The sequence below is a fragment of the Steroidobacter sp. genome, assembly GCF_036406195.1.
Lineage (GTDB): Bacteria > Pseudomonadota > Gammaproteobacteria > Steroidobacterales > Steroidobacteraceae > Steroidobacter.
Map to the genome: position 1 here is coordinate 294111 of NZ_DASWVW010000001.1, position 20962 is coordinate 315072.

17 protein-coding genes and 1 pseudogene are annotated in these 20962 nt (G+C 62.2%); 11 read left to right on the forward strand and 7 right to left on the reverse strand.

Annotated features, from left to right (window positions below; all coding sequences use genetic code 11):
• Positions 1-39: 39 nt before the first annotated feature.
• The 9 genes and pseudogenes from VGE08_RS01250 to VGE08_RS01285 all read left to right on the forward strand — a co-directional run.
• Positions 40-1944 (forward strand): pyridoxal phosphate-dependent decarboxylase family protein, encoded by a 1905-nt coding sequence (locus VGE08_RS01250; protein ID WP_331066028.1) that lies wholly within the window; start codon positions 40-42, stop codon positions 1942-1944.
• A gap of 277 nt (positions 1945-2221) precedes the next feature.
• Positions 2222-2677, forward strand: coding sequence for an Lrp/AsnC family transcriptional regulator (locus VGE08_RS01255; RefSeq protein WP_331066029.1), 456 nt, complete (start codon positions 2222-2224; stop codon positions 2675-2677).
• A 165-nt stretch (positions 2678-2842) separates the two neighbouring features.
• A complete protein-coding gene (gene ccoN, locus VGE08_RS01260; protein ID WP_331066030.1) occupies positions 2843-4285 on the forward strand; it encodes a cytochrome-c oxidase, cbb3-type subunit I in 1443 nt (480 codons plus the stop codon).
• A 10-nt stretch (positions 4286-4295) separates the two neighbouring features.
• Positions 4296-4934: a cytochrome-c oxidase, cbb3-type subunit II gene (gene ccoO / locus VGE08_RS01265; RefSeq protein ID WP_349258593.1), complete on the forward strand. Its 639-nt coding sequence runs from the start codon at positions 4296-4298 to the stop codon at positions 4932-4934.
• Positions 4931-5107, forward strand: coding sequence for a cbb3-type cytochrome c oxidase subunit 3 (locus tag VGE08_RS26235; RefSeq protein WP_349258583.1), 177 nt, complete (start codon positions 4931-4933; stop codon positions 5105-5107). Before ccoO ends, VGE08_RS26235 begins: the two co-directional genes overlap by 4 nt.
• Positions 5104-6000: a cytochrome-c oxidase, cbb3-type subunit III gene (gene ccoP / locus VGE08_RS01270; protein ID WP_331066032.1), complete on the forward strand. Its 897-nt coding sequence runs from the start codon at positions 5104-5106 to the stop codon at positions 5998-6000. Before VGE08_RS26235 ends, ccoP begins: the two co-directional genes overlap by 4 nt.
• A complete protein-coding gene (locus VGE08_RS01275) occupies positions 5997-6173 on the forward strand; it encodes a hypothetical protein (RefSeq protein WP_331066033.1) in 177 nt (58 codons plus the stop codon). Before ccoP ends, VGE08_RS01275 begins: the two co-directional genes overlap by 4 nt.
• A 139-nt stretch (positions 6174-6312) precedes the next feature.
• Positions 6313-6735 carry a DUF3597 domain-containing protein gene (locus VGE08_RS01280; RefSeq protein ID WP_331066034.1) on the forward strand — a complete coding sequence of 141 codons (423 nt, stop codon included), beginning with the start codon at positions 6313-6315 and terminating at the stop codon, positions 6733-6735.
• Positions 6707-7533 (forward strand): annotated as a pseudogene (locus tag VGE08_RS01285) (TonB-dependent receptor); the annotation flags it as partial. The gene VGE08_RS01280 and the pseudogene VGE08_RS01285, both read left to right, overlap by 29 nt.
• Positions 7534-7636: 103 nt before the next feature.
• Here the strand turns inward: VGE08_RS01285 and purU are convergent.
• From purU to VGE08_RS01310, 5 genes are read right to left on the reverse strand one after another with little or no spacing between them, the layout of a single operon-like run.
• Entirely contained in the window at positions 7637-8503 is an 867-nt protein-coding gene (gene purU, locus VGE08_RS01290; RefSeq protein WP_331066036.1) for a formyltetrahydrofolate deformylase, read from the reverse strand.
• Positions 8500-9177, reverse strand: a complete 678-nt coding sequence (locus VGE08_RS01295; RefSeq protein WP_331066037.1) for a sarcosine oxidase subunit gamma — start codon at positions 9175-9177, stop codon at positions 8500-8502. The genes purU and VGE08_RS01295 overlap by 4 nt, the downstream gene beginning before the upstream one ends.
• Positions 9178-9185: 8 nt before the next feature.
• The gene (locus tag VGE08_RS01300; RefSeq protein ID WP_331066038.1) at positions 9186-12188 is read right to left on the reverse strand and encodes a sarcosine oxidase subunit alpha family protein; all 3003 of its coding nucleotides are present in this window, start codon (positions 12186-12188) and stop codon (positions 9186-9188) included.
• Positions 12188-12454, reverse strand: a complete 267-nt coding sequence (locus tag VGE08_RS01305) for a sarcosine oxidase subunit delta (RefSeq protein ID WP_331066039.1) — start codon at positions 12452-12454, stop codon at positions 12188-12190. Before VGE08_RS01305 ends, VGE08_RS01300 begins: the two co-directional genes overlap by 1 nt.
• A gap of 23 nt (positions 12455-12477) precedes the next feature.
• Positions 12478-13728, reverse strand: a complete 1251-nt coding sequence (locus tag VGE08_RS01310) for a sarcosine oxidase subunit beta family protein (RefSeq protein WP_331066040.1) — start codon at positions 13726-13728, stop codon at positions 12478-12480.
• A gap of 132 nt (positions 13729-13860) precedes the next feature.
• Between VGE08_RS01310 and VGE08_RS01315 the strand changes: the two genes are divergently transcribed.
• Entirely contained in the window at positions 13861-14865 is a 1005-nt protein-coding gene (locus VGE08_RS01315; protein ID WP_331066041.1) for a GlxA family transcriptional regulator, read from the forward strand.
• Positions 14866-14867: 2 nt separating this feature from the next.
• Here the strand turns inward: VGE08_RS01315 and VGE08_RS01320 are convergent, their stop codons facing one another.
• Together VGE08_RS01320 and VGE08_RS01325 are read right to left on the reverse strand one after the other, a co-directional pair.
• The gene (locus VGE08_RS01320; protein ID WP_349258584.1) at positions 14868-16865 is read right to left on the reverse strand and encodes a sulfotransferase; all 1998 of its coding nucleotides are present in this window, start codon (positions 16863-16865) and stop codon (positions 14868-14870) included.
• Positions 16866-17009: 144 nt separating this feature from the next.
• The gene (locus VGE08_RS01325; RefSeq protein WP_331066043.1) at positions 17010-19610 is read right to left on the reverse strand and encodes a TonB-dependent receptor; all 2601 of its coding nucleotides are present in this window, start codon (positions 19608-19610) and stop codon (positions 17010-17012) included.
• A 465-nt stretch (positions 19611-20075) separates the two neighbouring features.
• Between VGE08_RS01325 and VGE08_RS01330 the strand changes: the two genes are divergently transcribed.
• Positions 20076-20903, forward strand: a complete 828-nt coding sequence (locus tag VGE08_RS01330; RefSeq protein WP_331066044.1) for an IclR family transcriptional regulator — start codon at positions 20076-20078, stop codon at positions 20901-20903.
• Positions 20904-20962: the final 59 nt, after the last annotated feature.

The window sequence follows — 20962 nt, forward strand, 5'->3', positions numbered from 1 at the left end:
CTGCAGCAATGTCCGAGCAACGGACGCAAGCGAGCACCAGTGGCCGATCCCCTTCTCTATCCGTGTTTTCTCGGTCCGTACGCCGAGAATGACAATATCCTCGAAAAACTCGTCGTCGAGTTTTTGCGCGACCACGTGTACTGGCGCCGCAACTTCCACCCCGAGGATCCGCCGGCGATTCCCACGTCCGCCGCCCTGCAGCCGGAGTTCCAGGCCTTCGAAGCCCGGCTGCGGCGTGAGTTGCATTCGCTGTCGGCGGCGCTCAAGCGCTCCGTGCCGTTTCATAGCCCGCGCTTTCTCGGCCACATGGTTTCGGACCTGCTGCTGCCGGGGCTGATCGCGCAGATCCTGACGCTGCCGTACAACCCCAACAACGTGAACGACGACGCCGCGCCGGTCACCGTCGATCTCGAAATCCAGGTCGGTCTGCAACTGGCGCGCCTGGTTGGCTATCCGCACGATATCGCGCAGCCTGCGTGCGCCTTCGGTCATCTGACCTCCGGCGGCACGCTCGCCAACGTTCAAGCGTTGCGGCTGGCGCTGGCCATGAAAGCATTCCCCGTCGCTCTGCGTGCGATCCGTCCTCCGGACTTCGAGTTGCCCGACGACGACTGGACGGCGTTCGGTCTGTCGACTGACGCGGTGTGCTCGCTCCTTTGGCGATGGGAGCAATGGCTCGCGGAGCAGCCGACGCGCGACCAACACGCGTGGCGGCTCGCGCTGAGTCGCGAACGTCTCGAAACGCTGGGTCATCACGCCTTCTTTACACGACACCCGCAGCTTCGACCACCGTTGCTGCTGGCTCCCGCGAGTGCGCACTACTCCTGGCCAAAAGCCATGAAGCTCGTCGGGCTCGGTGTGGACCAGTACGTCACGATCGCGCAGCACGATCTGCATCTCGATCTGGGCGCATTGGAGGAAACGCTGGCTCGCGCTCACGCGCGACGCGAACCGGTCCTGGCGGCGGTTGCGATACTCGGCACGACGGAATTCGGTGGTGTAGATCCCATCGACGGCCTAGTCGCAGCTCGTGATCGATATGCAGCGGCAGGCAGCGGCTTTTCGGTCCACGTCGATGCGGCGTGGGGCGGCTATCTCGCCACGGTGTTCCGCAATCCCGACGGCACTCTGCGTTCGCAACAAGACGTCGCCGGCGACTTCAAGCACTTCCCTTCATCGCGAGTGCACGGCGCCATTGCCGCGCTCGGCCGCACCGACTCGATCACCATCGATCCCCACAAGCTCGGCTATATCTCTTATGGCGCGGGCGCCTTCGTCTGCAGGGACCATCGCCCGATGTCGTTGCTGGCGAGCGATGCCGACTATGTATTCACGGAAGCGGCTTCGACCGACTACATGCGCCGCTATCGCCAGCTCGGCCGCTATGTTCCGGAAGGATCCAAACCCGGTGCCATGGCCGCGGCAGTGTATGTCACCCACCGCGTGCTACCGCTCGACCATGCCCACTTCGGGCGATTGCCTGCCCAGTCGCTGCGCGGCGCCGAAGCGTTCGTGGAACGGGCACAGCAGTTCATCGTGGAATGCGCCGATCGAGTCCATGCCTGTTTGCCGTTCATGCCCGACTCGAACCTCGTCTGTCTCGCGCTCAACCCCGCGGGCAGTTCGGATCTCGAAACGGCCAACGCCTTCGTGCGCCGTATCTATGATGAGTTGCATATCGATCCGCACGCACCATTACAAACCCGAGAGTTCTTCGGTTCGACCACGACCCTGCGCCTGGACCGGCTGCGCCCGGAGACCTTGCAGCGCGCCCTCGATGCCTTGCATCTGGCGAAGCCCTCCGACCTCGCGGCCACGCCGCTGCTGGTCCTGCGTCATACCATCATGAATCCGTTCGTGCTGGACACGCAGAACGACATCAACTACATCGATCGCTATTTCGAGTACCTGTCCCGGCGCATCCGCTCACTGACGCCGCTGTGAGGCCAAGCCGACAGTCTGGCTGGCAACGCATTGTGCAACGACGCGACCCGCGCCACCCACCGGTCCATTTCAACCCTAAAATGCCTATGATATAGCGGTCCTTTTGCAGCGAACACGCTTATCGCAGAATTGATTCAGGATTCAAATTATAGTTCGACCGCCTTGCGCGCGCAATCCGCTCGCAGGTAGATTCCCGCCTCATCTTGTCATCGCGGGCCCAGCGTCGAAGCCCTGCCATCGCGGCGATTTCGGCAGCCCTGCAGAGCTACACGCGAACATGCTAAGCAAAACCGAAACCGCCCTGCTGCGCGCCTTGGAGAATGACGCTCGCCTCTCTTTCGCTGAGCTGGGCGAGAAGGTCGGCTTGTCGAAGACCCCCTGCTGGTCGCGAGTGCAGGAGCTCGAGAAGCTCGGCGTCATCAAGGGATACCGCGCGGAGATCGATCCAGCGGCATTGGGCTTGCAGATTCACGCGTTCGTGCAGGTCACCATCGACTCGGCGAAGCACGTCGAGTTCGAGGCGGCCATCAATCGCCACCCTTCGGTGGTCCAGTGTTTCGCCACGGCTGGCGACGGCGACTATCTGATTCAGGTTCTGGTGCCAGGCATCGCCGACCTGGACGTCCTGCTACGTACCGAAATCTCTCGTCTGCCTGGAGTGCAGCGAATCGTCACCACGGTCTGCGTGAAAACGATCAAACATCGCACGTCGATCGTCGACTGCGTGCGTTGAGGCCACGCGCCTTCGGCCAGAGAGTCCGCAGCATCGGCGGATGAGCGCGCGTTCCAGGCTCGGCGCGCCCTATCACATCGAGGAACCGCCGCGCTTGACCTATGTCAAGGCGACAGACCACCCGCGAATGTCAGAGTTCCGCGCATTCCGCGTCCTCGAAAGCCGATGCCTAGAATCGAAACCTACAATGATGATGTCGTGCGCCTGTTTCTGCTGGCCGCCGCGGTCTGGGGCGTGGTGGGCATGTCCATCGGCGTGTTCATCGCCGCGCAGCTGGCCTGGCCCGCGCTCAATCTCGATACTCCCTGGCTGACGTTCAGCCGCATTCGCGCCAACCACACCTTCGGGGTGATCTTCGCGTTCGGCGGTTCCGCCCTGATGGGCACCTGCTATTACATCGTGCAGCGCTCGGGGCACACGCGCCTCGCACTGGGCCGCCTGGCCACCTTCACTTTCTGGGGCTGGCAGTTGGCCGTCGTGCTCGCCATGGCCACGATGCCCTTCGGCGTGACCCAGGCGAAGGAGTACGCCGAGCCGGAATGGTTCATCGACATTCTCATCGCCGTCGTCTGGATCTGTTTCGGCATCGTGTTCTTCGCCACGCTGCGCCGGCGACGCATCAAGCACATCTATGTGGCGAACTGGTACTACGCCGCGTTCATCCTCGCGGTGGGCCTGCTGCATATCGTCAACAACCTCGCGCTGCCGGCCTCGCTGCTGAAGTCCTATCCGATCTACTCGGGCGTGGTCGACGCCATGGTGCAATGGTGGTACGGCCACAATGCGGTTGCGTTCTTCCTCACGGCCGGGTTCCTGGGAATGATGTACTACTTCGTGCCGCGACAGGCCCAGCAACCCTTGTGGAGCTACCGCTTCTCCATCGTCAATTTCTGGGCGCTGATCTCGGTGTACATGTGGGCCGGCGCGCACCATTTGATGTACAGCGCGCTGCCGGATTGGGTGCAGTCGGTCGGCATGGCGTTTTCGCTGGTGCTGTTGATGCCGAGCCTGGGCTCCGCCGCCAACGGCCTCATGACGTTCAACGGGTCCTGGGACAAGCTGCGCTCGGATCCCGCGGTCAAGTTCATGGTGGTTGCGCTGGTGTTCTACGCGGCGTCCACCTTTGAAGGCTCGATGCTGGCGATCAAGTCGGCCAACTCGCTGTCTCACTACACCGATTGGACCATCGCGCACGTGCATTCCGGCTCGATCGGCTGGGTCGCGATGATCACGATAGGCTCGTTGTACGCCATGGCACCGCGCGCACTGGCGCAGCCGTCCATGCACTCGCACCAGGCGATGGAACTGCATTTCTGGTTGCACACCATCGGTCTGCTTCTTTATGTGATCGCGATGTGGGCCGCCGGCCTGACGGAAGGTCTGATGTGGCGGGCGACCAATGCGGACGGCTCGCTCGCGTACAGCTTTCTCGAGAGCCTGATCGCGATCAAGCCGTTCTATGTGCTTCGCCTGCTCGGTGGTCTGCTGGTTCTCAGCGGCATGGTGGTCATGGCGTGGAATCTCTGGCACACGGCCGCGGACGCGCGAGCGGCCTTGATCAAGCCGATTCCCGTTCCCTTGCCGGCACCGCTGCCGGCGCATGGGTAAAGCGATGGCACTGCGTTACAAACATTTCGAAGCGATCGAAAAGCATGCCGGCCTGCTCGGCGTGCTGATCGCAATCATGGTCTCGCTCGGCGGTCTCGCCGAGATCACGCCGCTGTTCGTCAAAGCCTCGGCCGCGGCGGCACCGCCGGGATATCCGCCGTACGATGCCCTGCGCCTGGCGGGCAAAGACATCTATGTCCGTGAAGGATGTTACTTGTGCCACTCGCAGATGATCCGCTCGCTGCGCTTCGAAACACAGCGCTATGGCGAGCATTCCAGTGCCAGCGAGTCGGCATACGACCGGCCGTTTCAATGGGGCTCCAAGCGTACGGGACCGGATCTCGCCCGGGTCGGCGGAAAGTATTCGGACGAGTGGCATCGGTTGCACCTGACCGCTCCGCGCGCTGTTGTGCCGGAGTCGAACATGCCGAACTACGCCTGGCTGGCGGAGCGTACCGTCGATGTCACAACTGTGCAGGGACGCATGCAAACCCTGCGTCGCCTCGGTGATCCATATACAGACGCGGACATTGCTGCCGCCGCCGATGCGCTCGAGGACAAGACCGAGCTCGATGCACTGGTCGCGTACCTGCAGGGACTCGGGGTTCGCAACAAACCGCAGGCGCCAGGCGCGCCGGCCGCGCCATGAGCAGCGGCTGGGGACATTTCTCCGGGATCGTCACCCTCCTCCTCATGGCGATCTTCATCGGGATCTGGTTCTGGGCCTGGCGTCCGCGGCACAGGCACGTGTTCCATGACCTCGCACGGATTCCTCTCGCCGATGCGGACCCGCCGGCAGGAACGAAGGGGCATACGCGATGAGCGCGTTCTGGTCGACCTGGGTGAAATTCCTGGTGGTGCTGAACCTCGGCATCACGTTGTTCCTGTTTCTATGGGCTCAGCGCGTGCGCATCCCGACGCTGAACGATGGCACGACCGGCCACACGTGGGCACACGGCGTACTGCGCGAAGGCGTGCGCGATCTGCCTCGCTGGTGGATCGCATTCTCCGCATGCATGTTCCTCGCCGGCTTCGTTTACTTGCTTCTTTACCCCGGCTTCGGCAGCTTCAAGGGAGTGCTCGACTGGACGTCCGCGGCACAGTTGCAGCGCGAGATTTCCGTCAACGATGCAAAACTCGAAACGGCCATGCGTCCGTTGCGTTCGCTCTCCATTGCCGAGCTGGCAGCGCGGCCCGACGCGGTGGCACTCGGGTCACGCTTGTATCTGGACAACTGCGCCGGTTGCCATGGTCGTGCGGCGCTAGGCAATCAACAGTTGGGCGCGCCAGATCTTACGGATGCGGATTGGCTGTACGGCGGCTCCGGCGAAACCATCCAAACCAGCATTCTCGATGGTCGTCAGGGCACCATGCCCGCGTGGGGAGCCGTGCTCGGTCGCGACGGCGTCAACGAAGTGACCGCGTACGTGTTGAGCCTCGCCGGATACTCCGGGCCAGAGGATTGGATCGCGGCGGGCAAGTCTCGCTTCGAGACGCTATGCATTGGATGTCATGGCATCGATGGACGCGGCAATCCTGCCCTGGGCGCACCGAATCTGACTGATGGCGTGTGGCTCTACGGTGGCGACTTCTCCAGCATCGCCACCAGTGTGCGCGATGGCCGCCACGGCGTGATGCCCGGTTGGCGTGAACGCCTCGGCGAGGACCAGGCCCGCCTGCTCGCCGCGTGGGTCTATGCACAGGGCAAGCGATGATGCCTCGGAGTGAATCGCAATCTCCAAAACTCCATCGCGTGCCGGTGGTATGGCTCGCCGCCGCGATTCTGCTTGCTACGATCGGTGGCTGCGTAATCACTATCGTGCTGGCGCAGCGTTATCCGGACGATGCCCTCTCGACTGGCGGTTCGCTGTTACACATCGAGCCATAGCGATTTGCCGCACGCCGCCGCGGCCACCTACACCGGCCGGACTCTAGCGCGGGCAGCGGAACAAGCGGCCTCCTGTGTCGTTTGGTTGCATCGATCGAGACAAGTCGCGGTTGTGCAGCACACATCAGGGAGCAGCACCATGAGCATTTTCTCACGCATCAAAGACGCGATTTTCGGCGCGCAAGCCAAAGCCTCTCCGCCTCCCACCACTCCCGCAGCGAAACCTGCCCCGTCGGCTACGCCGACAGCGGCCCCGGAAGCGGCGCCGCCACCCGCTGCATCGAGCACCAGCGCGGCACCAGCTAGCGTGGACGTCGAAGCTGTCCTGACAGAGCTGGCGGCCAAGCAGGGCCAGAAGTTGAACTGGCGCACTTCGATCGTCGATCTGATGAAACTGGTGGGACTGGACTCCAGCCTGGAGAACCGCAAGGAGCTGGCGCGCGAGCTCGGCTACAAGGGAGACACCAGCGATTCGGCAGCCATGAATATCTGGCTGCACAAACAAGTGATGTCGCAACTCGCAACGCACGGAGGCAAGGTGCCCCCGGAGCTCAAGGACTGATCGCCACGCGGCAATGATGCTTCCGAGCCGGGGATCGAGCAGCCGTCCCCGCGAGGATTTCGAGCATCCCTCGTGGGGTCGACCGGTGGGCTTTGCGGCCGGTGTGGAATGGCGTGAGGAGGAACTGGTATCGCGCAACCCGTGGCAGATCGATGCCGGCTTGCAGATCCGTCCCGCGATTGCGGCAGTAGACGGCGATCGCCGCGTGGCTGCGGTATATGCCGAGGTGAATGTCCCGCTGACTTCGACGCTCGAGCTGCAACTCGCAGGACGCGGCGACGACTACAGCGACTTCGGTAGTGCCTTCTCGCCGAAGGCCAGCTTGCGTTGGCAACCATTCGATGTACTGGGCCTGCGTGCCGCCGCATCGCGCGGCTTCCGTGCGCCGTCGCTTTCCGAAAACTCGACGAGCACGAACATTTCCTATGGCTCGACTACGCCGGCACCAACCTGGGTACGTCGTTCTCGCTGCCTGCGAACAAGGCAACGACCCAGCTCGACTGGCAGATCGCCGCCTTCCGGACCGCGCTCACGTGGTATCACACCGGTGGTTATGATCAGAAGGCCAGCACTGCCGCCTCTGCCGTGCAGTCGCGGGTCGACTCGTACGAGCAGTTCGACGCGTACTTGGGTTGGGCGGGTATCGAGAACCTGACGCTCTATACGAAAGTCGAAAACCTGTTCAACGAGAAACCGCCATACGACGCGTCGTTCCCGGGCATTCGCGCACCGTACGACTTCACTCAATATGACTTGCGCGGACGGACCTTCCTGGTCGGCCTGGAATATCGGCTGTAACTAGCCTCACTCGCCCGGCGTAGCTGCATGTCGGCAGCTACGCCGAGGCTCACTGCGAGCAGCCGGCGCGCTCTCGTCTCTTGAAGCGGGAACGCGCTCGCACCTACCGAAGTACAACGGTTCGATTGCCGAATGCGAACACTCGACGCTCCGCATGCCACTGCACAGCGCGATTCAGAACTACGGCCTCGATCTCGTTGCCGAGCGTGGTCAGCTGCTCGACACCCATGTTGTGGTCTACGCGCTCGACGGCCTGCTCGATGATCGGTCCCTCGTCCAAGTCCCCGGTCACGTAGTGAGCGGTGGCGCCGATGAGCTTCACCCCGCGCTCGTGCGCCTGATGGTAGGGCTTTGCCCCCTTGAAGCCGGGCAGGAACGAGTGATGAATATTGATGGCGCGGCCCGCCAGCTTCCGGCAGGCACGTTCGGTGAGTATCTGCATGTAGCGCGCAAGTACCAACAGGTCCGCCTTCAACTCCGAGAACAGCCCCAGCAGTTTTTCCTCCTGATCCTCCTTGCGCCCGCCTTCGATCGGCAGATAGTGAAACGGCAAGCCGTGCCACTCCACCAGGCGCCGCTGCGTTTCATGATTGGACACGACGCCCACGATCTCGATCGGCAGAGTGCCTGACGCCCATCGATGCAGCAGGCTGTTGAGGCAGTGGCCCTGCTTGGAAACGGCCACCAGGACACGCATGGGTATCCTGGTATCCGTGATCTCCCAGGTCATCCCCAAACGGCCGGCGACGACGGCGAATTCGCGCCGCAGGGCGTCCATGTCGAGGCCGTGCTCGGCGCCTGGAGAGAATTCGAGGCGGAGCAACGAGCTGTTGGAGATGGGCTCCCGGTAGTGCTGTGCATCGACAATGAGTCCGCCATGCGCCGCCAATGCCTGCGTGACAGCCGCGACAATACCGACCTGGTCAGGACACGAGAGGGTCAGAATGTGACGTGTAGAGCGCGTGCTCATGTGGACGCCCTCCGAGCGGCCGAGCGCCAACCGGTTGTATGTGTCGATTCCATGTTGGTCGATTCCATGTTGGTCAATTCCACGCCGAACTCCGCGGCGCTCTCCCACAAGACGTGCCAGAAACTTCCGACCATGCTTCGATAGAGCGCAAGCTCGAACGCAGAGGTAGCACCCACCTCATCCGCAACCCGCCACATCGTTACGCCAATGTGCGCAGCGACTGTGACAACCGCCATCCCGACAGGGAATGCGCGCGGATGAACGTCGATCGGAACGAGCTTCGAGAGCGTTTCGCGCACCTTGGCCCCCGCCAGGCGAAGCACGACGTACCCGTCGCTCTGGTCCGAGATCGATGCAAGATCACCAGCCGCATGTCGCAAAGAGGTTGAAAACGCATAGCCGCCCGCCTCGGCCGTGGCCAGCCAACACCGAGGCCCCGTAGCGATGAACGCGATTCCGCGAGCATCGCTGTACGCGGGAGTTTGCGGCAGGCGGATGCCGTAACGCTGCTGTACGCGCTCGGCAAGCTCCGTTTCCTTGTTCTTCTTCGCCAGCACACTGGCAATGCCAAGGTTGTCGTATGTACTGACGCTTACGCCTCCTCCAGGAGTGCGCACCTTCGGCAGTCCGGCAAATGGAGAAATGGGAACGAGAGGTCTGGTGATTTCCAACATGTCTGTGCTCAATTGTTCAAACGCAGTCCTTGGGGATCGAAGAAGACGGGCGAGCAGACCTCGAGGATCAGATCGATGCCTCGCACCGGATCGTAAGCTCGCACATGCTCCCCCCAGCACTGGGCGCCGCCGCTCAAGAAGCCAAGCCCGATCCAGTGCCCGAGCGTCGGCGACATCGCCACCGACGTGAGATAGCCCCGGTCGTTCTGCGGATCGATCGCCGCACCCTTGCTGAAGAAATGAGCGCCACCGTGCAATCGCGCCGAGCGATCGACTGGCTTGACGCCCACGAGCGACGGTCGTTGCGGACTCGTCAGTCCCTCGCGCCGGGCAAGCACACCGCCGATGTGATCTTTCTTGCCCGACACCATGCGCCCGAGACCGAGATCGGTCGCAGTGGTCTGGCCATTCAGCTCGTTGCCCGCCACGTGCCCTTTCTCGATACGCATGACCGCAAGCGCCTCGGTCCCATACGGCACGACATCCCATTCCGCCCCAGCGGCCAGGATGGCGCGAATCGTCGCATCTCCATACCGCGCTGGAACCGCAAGCTCATATGCAAGCTCGCCCGAGAAGGAAATCCGAAAGAGCCGACAGGGAATGCCGCGCCAGGACAGCTCTGCGCAAGCAAGATATGGAAACGCGGTGTTGGAGACGTCGAGCGAATCTCCGAGCAGACGCTGGAGTAAGCGCCGGGAGTTGGGCCCCGCGATGGCATACTGCGCCCACTGCTCGGTGACGGAAACGATCTGCACATCGAGCTCCGGCCAGAGCACCTGGCGCGCATGTTCCATATGCTGCATGACCTTTGCCGCGTTCGCCGTCGTCGTGGAAACGACATAGTGCCCTTCCGCCAGGCGCGCGGCCGTGCCATCGTCGAAGACGATCCCGTCCTCGCGCAGCATGAGGCCGTAGCGAACCTTGCCGACAGGAAGCGTCGAAAACGTATTCGCATAGAGGCGGTCGAGAACGATGCCCGCATCCGCGCCTTGAACATCGATCTTGCCGAGCGTGGACACATCGCACACGCCCACACTGGAACGAACCGCTTTGACCTCACGCGTGACCGATTGAAGCCAATCGGTCTCTCCAGGCTGAGCAAACCATTGCGCACGCAGCCACTGACCTGCTTCGACGAATGTGGCGCCGCGCTCTTGCGCCCAGGCGTGGCCGGACGTCAACCGCGTCGGTCTGAAGTGCTTGCCGCGGTGGTGCCCCACAAACGCGGCAATTGCAACCGGCGTGTAGGGAGGCCGGAACACCGTCGTGCCTACATCGGGGATGGCGCGCTCCGTCAGCGAAGCCAGAATGGCGAGGCCATTGACGTTCGACGTCTTGCCTTGATCGGTCGCCATACCGAGCGTCGTATATCGCTTGAGCAGCTCGACCGAGCGATATCCTTCGCGAGTGGCGAGTGCAATATCCGGCGCGGTCACATCATGCTGCAGATCGACGAACGCTTTGCCCTTTGAATCGGCCACGTGCCAGAACGCAGCCGCCGCCGTACCCTCATCGTCCGTCCTTGGGCTGGGGATCGCTGAAACGCGATACCCCGAGGAGCGAGCGGCCTCGGTACCGGCGGCAATTCCCTCGGTGAGAGCGTCTGCCAACCGCCATGAGCCGCGCGCTGCACCGACCACTCTCATCTCGCGGGGCAACGTACCCGGCACGAAGGCAGCGATATCATCAGACCAACGAGGGCGCCCTCCGAGGTGGGTCGATAGCGCAAGCGTGGGATTCCAGCCGCCCGAAACCGCCAGCAGGTCGCACTCGAGACGGACCAATTGCCCCGTAGCATGGCGAATGGTGATCTTGCGCAAGCCGTGCATGCCTTGCGTATCGATGACCGTCGAGCCAAGAAACAACTCGGCGCGCAGCCGTTTGTTTGCCTCGGTGAGCACGCTCGACGTGACATTCTTGCGCGCATCTACCACGGCTCGCACCTGCACGCCGGCGGCCTCCATATCGAAGGCCGTGTTCCATCCGTCATCGGTCGCCGTGAAGATCACGACCTGGCGCCCCGGAGCGACGCCGAAACGATTGACGTAGGTGCGCACTGCCGAGCCCATCATCACTCCCGGACGATCGTTGCCACCGAAAACGATCGGGCGCTCGATGGCACCGGCCGCGAGTACGGAATGTTTCGCAACGATCTTCCAGAGCCTTTGCCTTGGAAGATGCGCCAGCGGCACTGGCAGGTGGTCCGCCACGCGTTCCAATGCTCCGTAGGTTCCGCCGTCGAAGACTCCGAAGACGCTCGTACGGTTCAAAACACGCACTTCGGGCAGAGCCCGCAACTCTGCTTCCACCTGCCGCGCCCAGAGCGAGCCATTCGTGCCATCGATCTCGCGACGGTCGCTATTCAGTCGCCCGCCCAGCACGAAATCTTCATCGCAGAGGATGACGCGCGCCCCCGCTCGCCCCGCGGTCAAAGCCGCAGCCAACCCTGCGGGGCCTGCGCCTATGACGAGCAGATCGCAGAAGGCATGAGCCTTTTCGTAGCGGTCGGGATCGGGCTCGATACTGGCCTTGCCAAGGCCGGCAGCGCGCCGGATCGCAGGTTCGTAGAGCTTCTCCCAGAACGCCCTCGGCCACATGAAGGTCTTGTAATAGAAGCCAGCGACAAAAAGTGGAGACAGCAACGAGTTGATCGCGCCGACATCGAAGCGAAGTGAAGGCCAGCGATTCTGACTGCGCGCCTGCAGGCCCTCGAATAGCTCGATGGTGGTGGCTTTGCTGTTGGGCTCGCGTCGGGCACCCGTACGTAGCTCGACCAACGCATTGGGTTCTTCTGACCCCGCTGTGAAAATGCCGCGTGGGCGATGATATTTAAAGGAGCGGCCGACCAGGCGGACTCCCGATGCGAGCAGCGCGGAAGCAAGCGTATCCCCGGCACAGCCGGCGTAGTTCTCGCCGTCGAACTGAAAGTTCAGGACCCGGCTACGGTTGATGAGCCCTCCGCTGCTCAGGCGGTTGGGCTGCTTGGCGTCGCGAACAGGCGCAGAGGTCATCAGCGGGCAACCTCGCTGGCTAGAGTCACGGTGAAGACTTCATGCGAGCGCGTATCGCGATTCACGCGCAGCCAACTGCGGCAGCCGCCGCCGTGATACCACAGCTCAGTGTGTCTCCCTGCAGGGTTGTCGCGCAGGTAAACAGCGTCGAAGAATTGCGAACGAGCCTCGGGCAAGTTGCCATCCGGGCGCCGGACATTGGCGTCGCCGCTCACCGTGAACTCGCTGGAGTCCCGCTCTCCGCAGAATGGACAGGGAATGCGCATGCTGAGCTTGATGATGGGTTGGTCTAGTGAAGGTTCGGCTGTGCGCCTTGGCCTTTTTCGTCAATGACGTGGCCGGTGGCGAAGCGATCGAGGCGATAGCCCCGTGCCAACGGGTGCGGTTGCTCGCTGGCCAGCAGATGCGCAAAGCACCAGCCCGAAGCCGGCGTCGCCTTGAAGCCGCCATAACACCAGCCCCCATTGAGATACAGGCCGGGCATCGGCGTGCGATCGATGATGGGCGAACCGTCCATGGACATATCCATGATGCCGCCCCAGGAACGCAGCAGGCGCACCCTCCCGATCATCGGCATCAGCGCCATGCCTTCTTCGCAGACATGCTCGACTGCCGGCAGGTTGCCGCGCTGTGCGTAGGAGTTGTATCCGTCGAGATCGCCGCCGAACACCAGGCCGCCTTTGTCGGACTGGCTGATATAGAAGTGCCCGGCGCCGAAGGTGATGACGCCGGGGATCAGCGGTTTGATCGCTTCGGACACGAATGCCTGCAACACATGGCTTTCGATCGGCAACCGCAAGCCGATCATATTCGCCAGTCGCGACGTGTTGCCGGCGACCGCCATGCCCACTTTGGCCGCGCGGATCTCACCTCGCGTGGTCTGCACGCCGGTTACCCGCCCCGCCTCACAAATGAAGCCCGTTACCTCGCAGTTCTGAATGATGTCGACGCCCAGGCGGCTTGCTGCGCGCGCATAGCCCCAAACCACCGCGTCATGACGCGCAGTGCCACCGCGTCTCTGCAGCAGTCCTCCCTTGATCGGAAACCGCGCGTTATCGAAATCCAGAAACGGCGCCATGCGCCGTACCGCCCGCACATCGAGTAGCTCGGCATCGACGCCACAGATGCGCATCGCGTTACCGCGGCGGATGAAAGCATCGCGTTGCGCATCCGAGTGGTACAGATTCAACACACCGCGCTGACTGACCATGGCGTTGTAGTTGAGATCTTGTTCGAGACCTTCCCACAACTTCAGAGACCACTCGTAGAAGGGCGTGTTCTCGGCGAGTAGATAGTTGGAACGGATGATGGTGGTATTGCGACCCGCGTTGCCCGAGCCGATGTAACCTTTCTCCAGCACGGCGACACGCGTAACGCCATGCACTTTGGCCAGGTAGTACGCCGTTGCAAGCCCGTGCCCGCCACCGCCGATGACGATGACATCGTAGGCCGCTCTCGGCTCGACCTCTCGCCAGGCTGGCGTCCAATCGCGGTGACCGCGGAACGCCTGACGCAACAAGTTGAACGCGGAATAACGCATGGAACGATCGTCTAACCGAGACCTCGCCACCCATCCTGCGCCAGCCATCGTAGAGAAACCGGATGGGCCTTATTGCCATTTCACGACGACGTATTTACCTTTCACGCCAATCATTCGAGCGGTGGCTGGTTCATGCGCAACGACGACGTTCCCGGCTCGCGTCAACCGATCAAGTCGGTCGGCTTTCTGCTCGTGCCAGGCTTCGCCCTGCTCACCTACGCTTCCGCCATCGAGCCGCTGCGCGCGGCAAACCAGCTCTCCGGCAAGACTCTCTATCGTTGGTGGAATGCCACGCCGGGGGACAAGCCGGCGACGGCATCGAATGGCGTGGCGGTACTGCCGAACTACAAGTTCGGCAGCGATGCTCGCGATCTCGACGTGATGCTGGTCTGTGCGGGCGGCAATCCGGCAACCTTCCGGGATCAACGCACGTTCGCGTGGCTGCGGAAACTGGCGGCTCGCGGAGTGATTGTTGGCGGCATCTCGGGAGGGCCGGTCATTCTGGCTCGGGCAGGTCTGCTCGATGGACGGCGTTGCACGGTTCACTGGGAGCACGCGCCGGCGCTGCAAGAGGCCTTTCCGCGCGTCAAGCTCACACAGACGCTGTTCGTGATCGACGGTGACCGGATCACGTGTTCAGGTGGCGTTGGAGGTCTCGACATGATGGTCGCCCTCATCGCACGCGACCACGGCTACCCGCTGGCCGCGGCCGTCAGCGAATGGTTTCTGCACACTCATGTGCGGGAAGGAGCGCGACCGCAACGGATGGATCTGCGGGCGCGGCTTGGCGTCAGAGATGAGGCCCTACTCAAGGCACTGAAAATCATGGAGGCGCACATCGAGTCCCCTTTGTCGCGGGAACGGCTGGCCAAGCTCGCTGGAGTCTCGCTCAGGCAGCTGGAGCGATTGTTTCGCCGGGAGCTCGGCCAGGGCGTGCATGCGCGTTATCTGGCGTTACGACTGGACCGCGCTCGGCAGTTGCTGCGGGAAACCTCGCACTCGATCCTGGAAGTCGGGATGGCCACGGGCTTTGCATCGTCGAGTCAGTTCTGCAGAGCATTCGGGCGCTCTTTCGGAATCACGCCGAATGCCGCACGTCGGCGCGATCTGGAGTTGGCGACCCGCAGGCTCGACTAGCGCTATGCCAGATCCCCCAGCGCCTCCTTCAGGGGCCCAAGCCACGGCTCATAGTTCCGCCACTGATCAATGCCGTCGCGATTGATCGGTCGCCGCACCTGTTCCGAGCTCGCCGAATGGACGCTGCGCTTGGTCTGATAGAACTCGAGACAGGCCGGCTCGAAGGGCAACTCGCAGTATTCGAGGATACGACGGACATTGGCCTCGAAATCCTCCACCACGCTTTCGTGCTCGACGCGCAGTATCCTGCCCGGAAGCGTCGCATCCCAATGCTGCATCAACTCGATGTACATGCGGTAGTAGCGCGCAATGTCCTCGATGCCATAAGTGAATTGCTGGCCGAACGCGAACAGTTGCTTGTAATTGCTGAAGCAGCACGCCAGCGGCTTGCGCCTGGCATCGATGATCCTAGCGTTCGGCAGGATCAAGTGAATCAGGCCGATGTGCCGAAAGTTGTTGGGCATCTTGTCGATGAAGAACGGCTTGCCCTCACGGTACACCCGGGTTTCCGCCAGGTATTCCTCGCCCATTCGTTTGCAGTCGTCGGCCGTCAGCTGCGCGAGTATGCCGGGATAACGCGGGTTCGCATCGTTATTGTCGCGGCCCATCAGCTCCTGTGCGAGGCGGGGTATGTTGGCAAGCTCCATCGTGCCCTCGACCTGCGAGTGCGAAGCCAACACCTGCTCGATGAGCGTGGAACCGGAGCGCGGCAGGCCGACGATGAAAATCGGCGCGGGGCTGGACGAGCCATACCCGCGTCGTGCAGCGAAGAATTCCGGCGTGCACAGCTCTGCCTGCAAGCGCGCACTTTTCTCCAGAGGCTCCGGCCGATAACGACATTCCGTCTTCTTCAATGCATTGCCGCGCTCGTAGAAGGCGAATGAGTCGGCGTACTCGCCGCGATCTTCGAGCGCCTTGCCGAGCGCGAAACAGAGGTGATAACGATCGCCCAGCTGCGTCGTTGGATCCGCTTCGTCGCTGCGCATGCGGGCGATCTCTTCGTCCGTGAAGCGGTAGGTCTTGAGATTCGCGAGACTCCAGTAGGCTTCGCCATACCGTGGTCTGGCAGCGCTGGCCGCGCGATAGGATTCGATCGCCTCGTCGGTCTTCCCCGCGGTCTTCAGACAGTGCGCAATGGACAGATGCAATTCGGCATCGTTCGGCGTCTCCTTCAGAATCTCGCGGTAGAGCGGTATCGCCTGGTCATAGTCTCCGAAACCCGTGCACACCGTGGCATACGTGGTTCGGTACGCGCGGTTGCGCGGATCGATCGCCAGCAACTTCTGCATCTCCTCGCGCGCACGCACGTGCTTGTGACGTTTGAGGAGCACCAGCGCGTAATCGTAGCGCGCCAGCTGATAATCAGGCGCAAGCTCGAGAACCTTCTCCAATAGAAACTCGGCGTCGTCCGCCACATCCAGCTTCATGCCGATCTGCGCCAACAAGCGCATGCCTTCCACATGATTGCCATGGGTCAGCAGGTACTGGCGGACCATCTGTTCGGCGAGCTGTATGTCTCCGTCCGCGAACAGGCCGCTTGCGGTCAAAACCTCTACTGGAAATGCGGCCAGCCTCGCAACATGGCCCGCGGCGATTTCGGAGTCCTGGAGCCGGCCGGTGATGCGGAACAGCAGTTCCAGCGAGCGCCAGCTGGCCTGCAATGATGGATTGAGATTGACGGCGCGAACGAAAGCGTCGATGGCCGGCTCGGCATTGCGCATGGCCGTGTAACAGTGGCCGCGCTCTTGAAACAGACGACTGAAATTGGGATGGCGCGTTTCGAGCTCGGCGAGCGCCGTCAACGCCTCCGGAATGCGTTGCAGATAACGCAGACACACCGCGATCATGTAGAGCACGTCGCGATTATTGGGATCTTGCGCACGCAGGGCTTCGGCAGCGCGCAATGCCGCTGCGAAGTCCCTCTGATCCATCAGTTCACGAACGCGCGGGAGTTCGGTCTCTATCGATGAATGGTCAAGATCGCGCGTTGCTGCAGTCATTTGAACCTGAGCCAAGCTGTGGCCGGTGAGTATGCGAAGGGCAGCGCCATCCTCGCGCAGACTCAGATCCTTCCGCAAGCGTGCTTCAGGCGCATCCATGACGCCTGAAGCACGCACACTGGCTATGGGCAGCCGATCACGCTATCAATCATCTCCGAAGCTGTAACCCACCCGCAACCCGATCTGACGCGGCCGATTCGGGAACTCGGTGAGCACCCACTGGCTGATGTCGATGGTCGTAGGCTTGATCACGTTGGTGACGTTCTGCGAGAACAGCGTGGCACTCCAACGGTCCTTCGAAATGCCGAGCGACACATCGAAGGTCGTAATCGCCGGGATGGTGTACGCGGAACCCAGCGAGTAGCCCGTTGCCGTGACCATGTCCCCTCGGTGTTGCGCACCGATCTGGAACGCTCCCATATAGCTGTCGCCGAACGGCCGCTCGTAGCGCAACCGCGTGCTGAAGGACAGGTCCGGCGAGTACGCCGTCGGGCTGCCCAAGGGCCCGTAAGGGTTCGGGTAGTCCGTGAGCGGCTGGCCGTAGTTGACGCTGTCCGGATTGTTGACGACCAGGTACGGCGAGTTGGTCTGCTTCGACTTGTTGTAAGCCCCCGCGAACTGGAACGTCAGTCCGCTGATGGGCCGCACCATGATCTGCGGCTCGAAGCCTCTCACCCGGAAGGTCGGGCCGTTCGTGCCGAAGCCCAGGCTGCCGAGCGACCTCGGATCGAAGAAGCGCACCTGCGCGTTCTTCCACTCTTCCTGGTACACCGCCACGTTGATCATCAGGCGGCCGTCGAGCCACTCCGATTTCCAGCCGATCTCGTTGTTGGTGACGTTGTCAGGCACGGTGAAGATCGGGATGCAGTACTGGCGCACGCCATCGGGTCCCGGCAGATGACAGGTCGCCGAGCGGTTGAAATAGCCGGCACGGAATCCTTCCGAGAAGGTGTAGTAGAGAAGTTGATCGTCCGTGATGTGCCAGTTGATGCCAGCCCGGCTGCGCACGCCCGAGGGGTGAGAGCTGTTGGGATTTCTGGCACCCATGTCGGTGCCCGACGGTGACGGGCACGGACCGAAGTCGGTCACCGGGGTGGTGCGCAGGCAGCGCCAGGGGCCGACGTTACCGCCGCGGACACTGTTGTCGTACTTGAAGTGCCGGATGCCGCCCGTGATCGTCAACACGTCGGGAATGATGTCGAAGTCGAGCGAGAGAAACTCGGCGAGCTGCTCCACCTCACGCCGCACATTGTTGAAGAACCCGGTGGTGTCATCCGCAACCTGGTAAGGAGACCCGGGCCACGGCTGATGAGGCAGGAAGCAGTTGACGTTGGGTCCGTTCGGAGAACAGGCAGGTACGGTCACATCGTCGAACAGCGTGTAGTCGTCGATCCTGTAGTTGTCCCAGTACACGCCCACCGTGCCGCGCAGACGCCAGTCGGACGGAGTGCTCAAGCGCAATTCCTGACTCAGGTGCGTGTTCTTCTCGATTTCCTTCCAGGTCGCCGCGGGAGTGAAACACTGCCCCGTGGAAGGATCGGAAGAATAGCCGACGCACTGATAATAGGTCGCTGCGTAGCCGCGCGCGTAGTTCGTGTAGTCCTGCTGCTGATCGACATCGCGGCTCAGGTAGGCACCGCTGTAAATCACGCTCAGATCGCCGATCTGTCCGTTGACCACCAGCGCGGTGTTTTCGAATTTGTCCTTGTTCCAGGACGGCGTGAATGTCGTCACCGACAGATCCGGCAACGGCTTCGAACCGGTGGGATTTCTGTTCTGATCGAAGTAGGTGCCATCCGAGCTGAAGGGCATCTGATAGAACACGCCCTGAGAATCCATGTCCTGGTAGGTGTGCGACAGCAACACATCCCAGTCGTCGTTGATCTTCCACAGCATGCTGGCGCGAATGCCGGTGAAGGTCACCGGGTTGATGTCCTTCCCGGCAGTGGTACGGTTGTCGATCACCAGGCTGTTGGTCGGCACCACGCCATTGTTATAGACGACGATGCCCCGGTCGGTGCTGCTGCGCTGGAACGTGGCCGGCAGATTGTCGATGTAGCCGCCGCGCCGGTCGCTGAAGATCACACCGCGCACCGCAAGACGATCCTCGAGCAGAGGAATATTGATCACCGCCACGCCGCTCGCGTTCGGACCGCCATCTTTCGTGACCCCGTAGCTGCCCTCCACGCTGCCTTCGGTCCTGTCGAGTTTCGGCTTGTTGGTGACGTAGCGCAGTACGCCGGTCAGGGCGCCGCCACCGAACAACGTGCCTTGTGGACCTTCCAGGACTTCGATCCGCTCGAGATCGGCCGCATAGATATCCAGGTTGCGACCCGGCAATTGACCCGACTGCTCGTCGAGATAGATCGCAACGGGCGGGAACGCGTGCGTCGTGCCCGAACCCACGTACCCGTACCCGCCGAGGCTCAGGCCGCGCATGTAGATCTGGCCCTGTGCCGGTCCCGCGCTGAACTGGGTGACGTTGGGTAGATACTTCACCGCCTCGGCGAACGTTTGAACGTTCAACTGCGTGAGTACTTCGTCAGTGAGTGCCTGTACCGTGATGGGCACATCCTGGATGTTTTCCGCCCGGCGCTGTGCGGTCACGATGACCTCTTGCAGCGCTTCGGACACAGTGTTGGTGGGCGCGCTCCTTTTCGGTGCTTCACCCTCGGCTGCTGCTGCGACCGCGTGTGCACCAAGGACACCGAGGACCGCATAGTAGATTTTTCTGTTCAGTTTCAAAGCGAATCTCCCCAAATAGTTGTCGGGCACCAGAGCGTGTGGCCACCCGCTCGATCAGACCCCCGGTTATCGCGCGCGCCTTGCGCAGATCACTTCATGAGTTGGCCCCCGCCGTCGGCATCGCCCCGGCATGGCCCTACTGCATCACGGCTGCCCCGGCGCCCTCGCAGCAGTACCTCGAGTCATTGCGCCAGTTATCTTTCCTGACCCGCCGTTCAATTACATTACACCTGCAGTATGTCGTTTTCAACGGTAGTTTAGTTCCGGCTGCGAGCCGGGCACCGCGGCGGCTCGGACGAGGATGACGAGCCTGGCGAAACGAGTCCGTCCTGCGCGGTCGGTTACGCGACTTGCGCTGCCGAACGGCCCAAGGGCGGCTTCGAGTATCATGACGGGCAAGCATGGGTGCCGCGGCGATGAGCTTCTGGACGGTGCAGCACCTGACGGAACATCTGGAGGACAATGGTGGCTGGCACATCCGAGCCCGAGAACACGATAGAGCCAAAACCCGGCTCGACGATTCAATCGGTCGAAGCGTCATGGCGGTTACTGGATTTGCTCGGCAGATCGCACATTCCGACAGGTGTTACGGAGCTGGCGAAGACACTTGGCGAACCCAAGGCCAAGATTCATCGACATCTGACCACGCTCAAACGGCTCGGCGTGGTTGAACAGATCCACGGCGGCGATCGATACCGGCTCGGCTGGAAGCTGTACCAGCTCGGACAGGTGGCCTTCGAGCACTTCGACCTGAAGACGATCGCGGAGCCCTTCATGGCACGGCTGCGCGACGAGGCAACTCAGTCCGTGCTCCTGGCAATCCCCACGGGTATTGAGGGACTGCTGATTGCGAATGTCGATTATGCCGCGGCGGGGCAGCCAAAAATCTCAGGCGTTCCCGGAACTGTCGTGCCGCCGGGCGTATCGAGCACTGGCCGCATCATCCTGGCCTTCGCCAAGCCGGCGCAACAGAACGAAGTCCTGGCCGCACCGTTGAAGGCCTATACACGTCGTTCGATTACCGACCCGGCGACCATCAAGGAACGCCTGCAACAGATCCGTGAGCGGCTGTATGACTATGCCAGCGAGGAGCTGACGCTTGGCATCTCCACCGTGGCCGCTCCGATTCTCGACGGCAACGGTCGACTGTTGGGGATCGTTTCGATCGTGGGGTCCGTGCAGTTCATTGCCGATCCACCCTCGCAATTGCAGATCGAGCAGGTACAGCGATGTGCTGCTGCAATCTCCGCCCGCTTCGCCTCGACGGCCTACGAGGATCTGTCGCCCAGATAGATCGATCAGGATAGATCGGTCAGGATGGATCGATCAGGATGGATCGATCAGGCCACGCG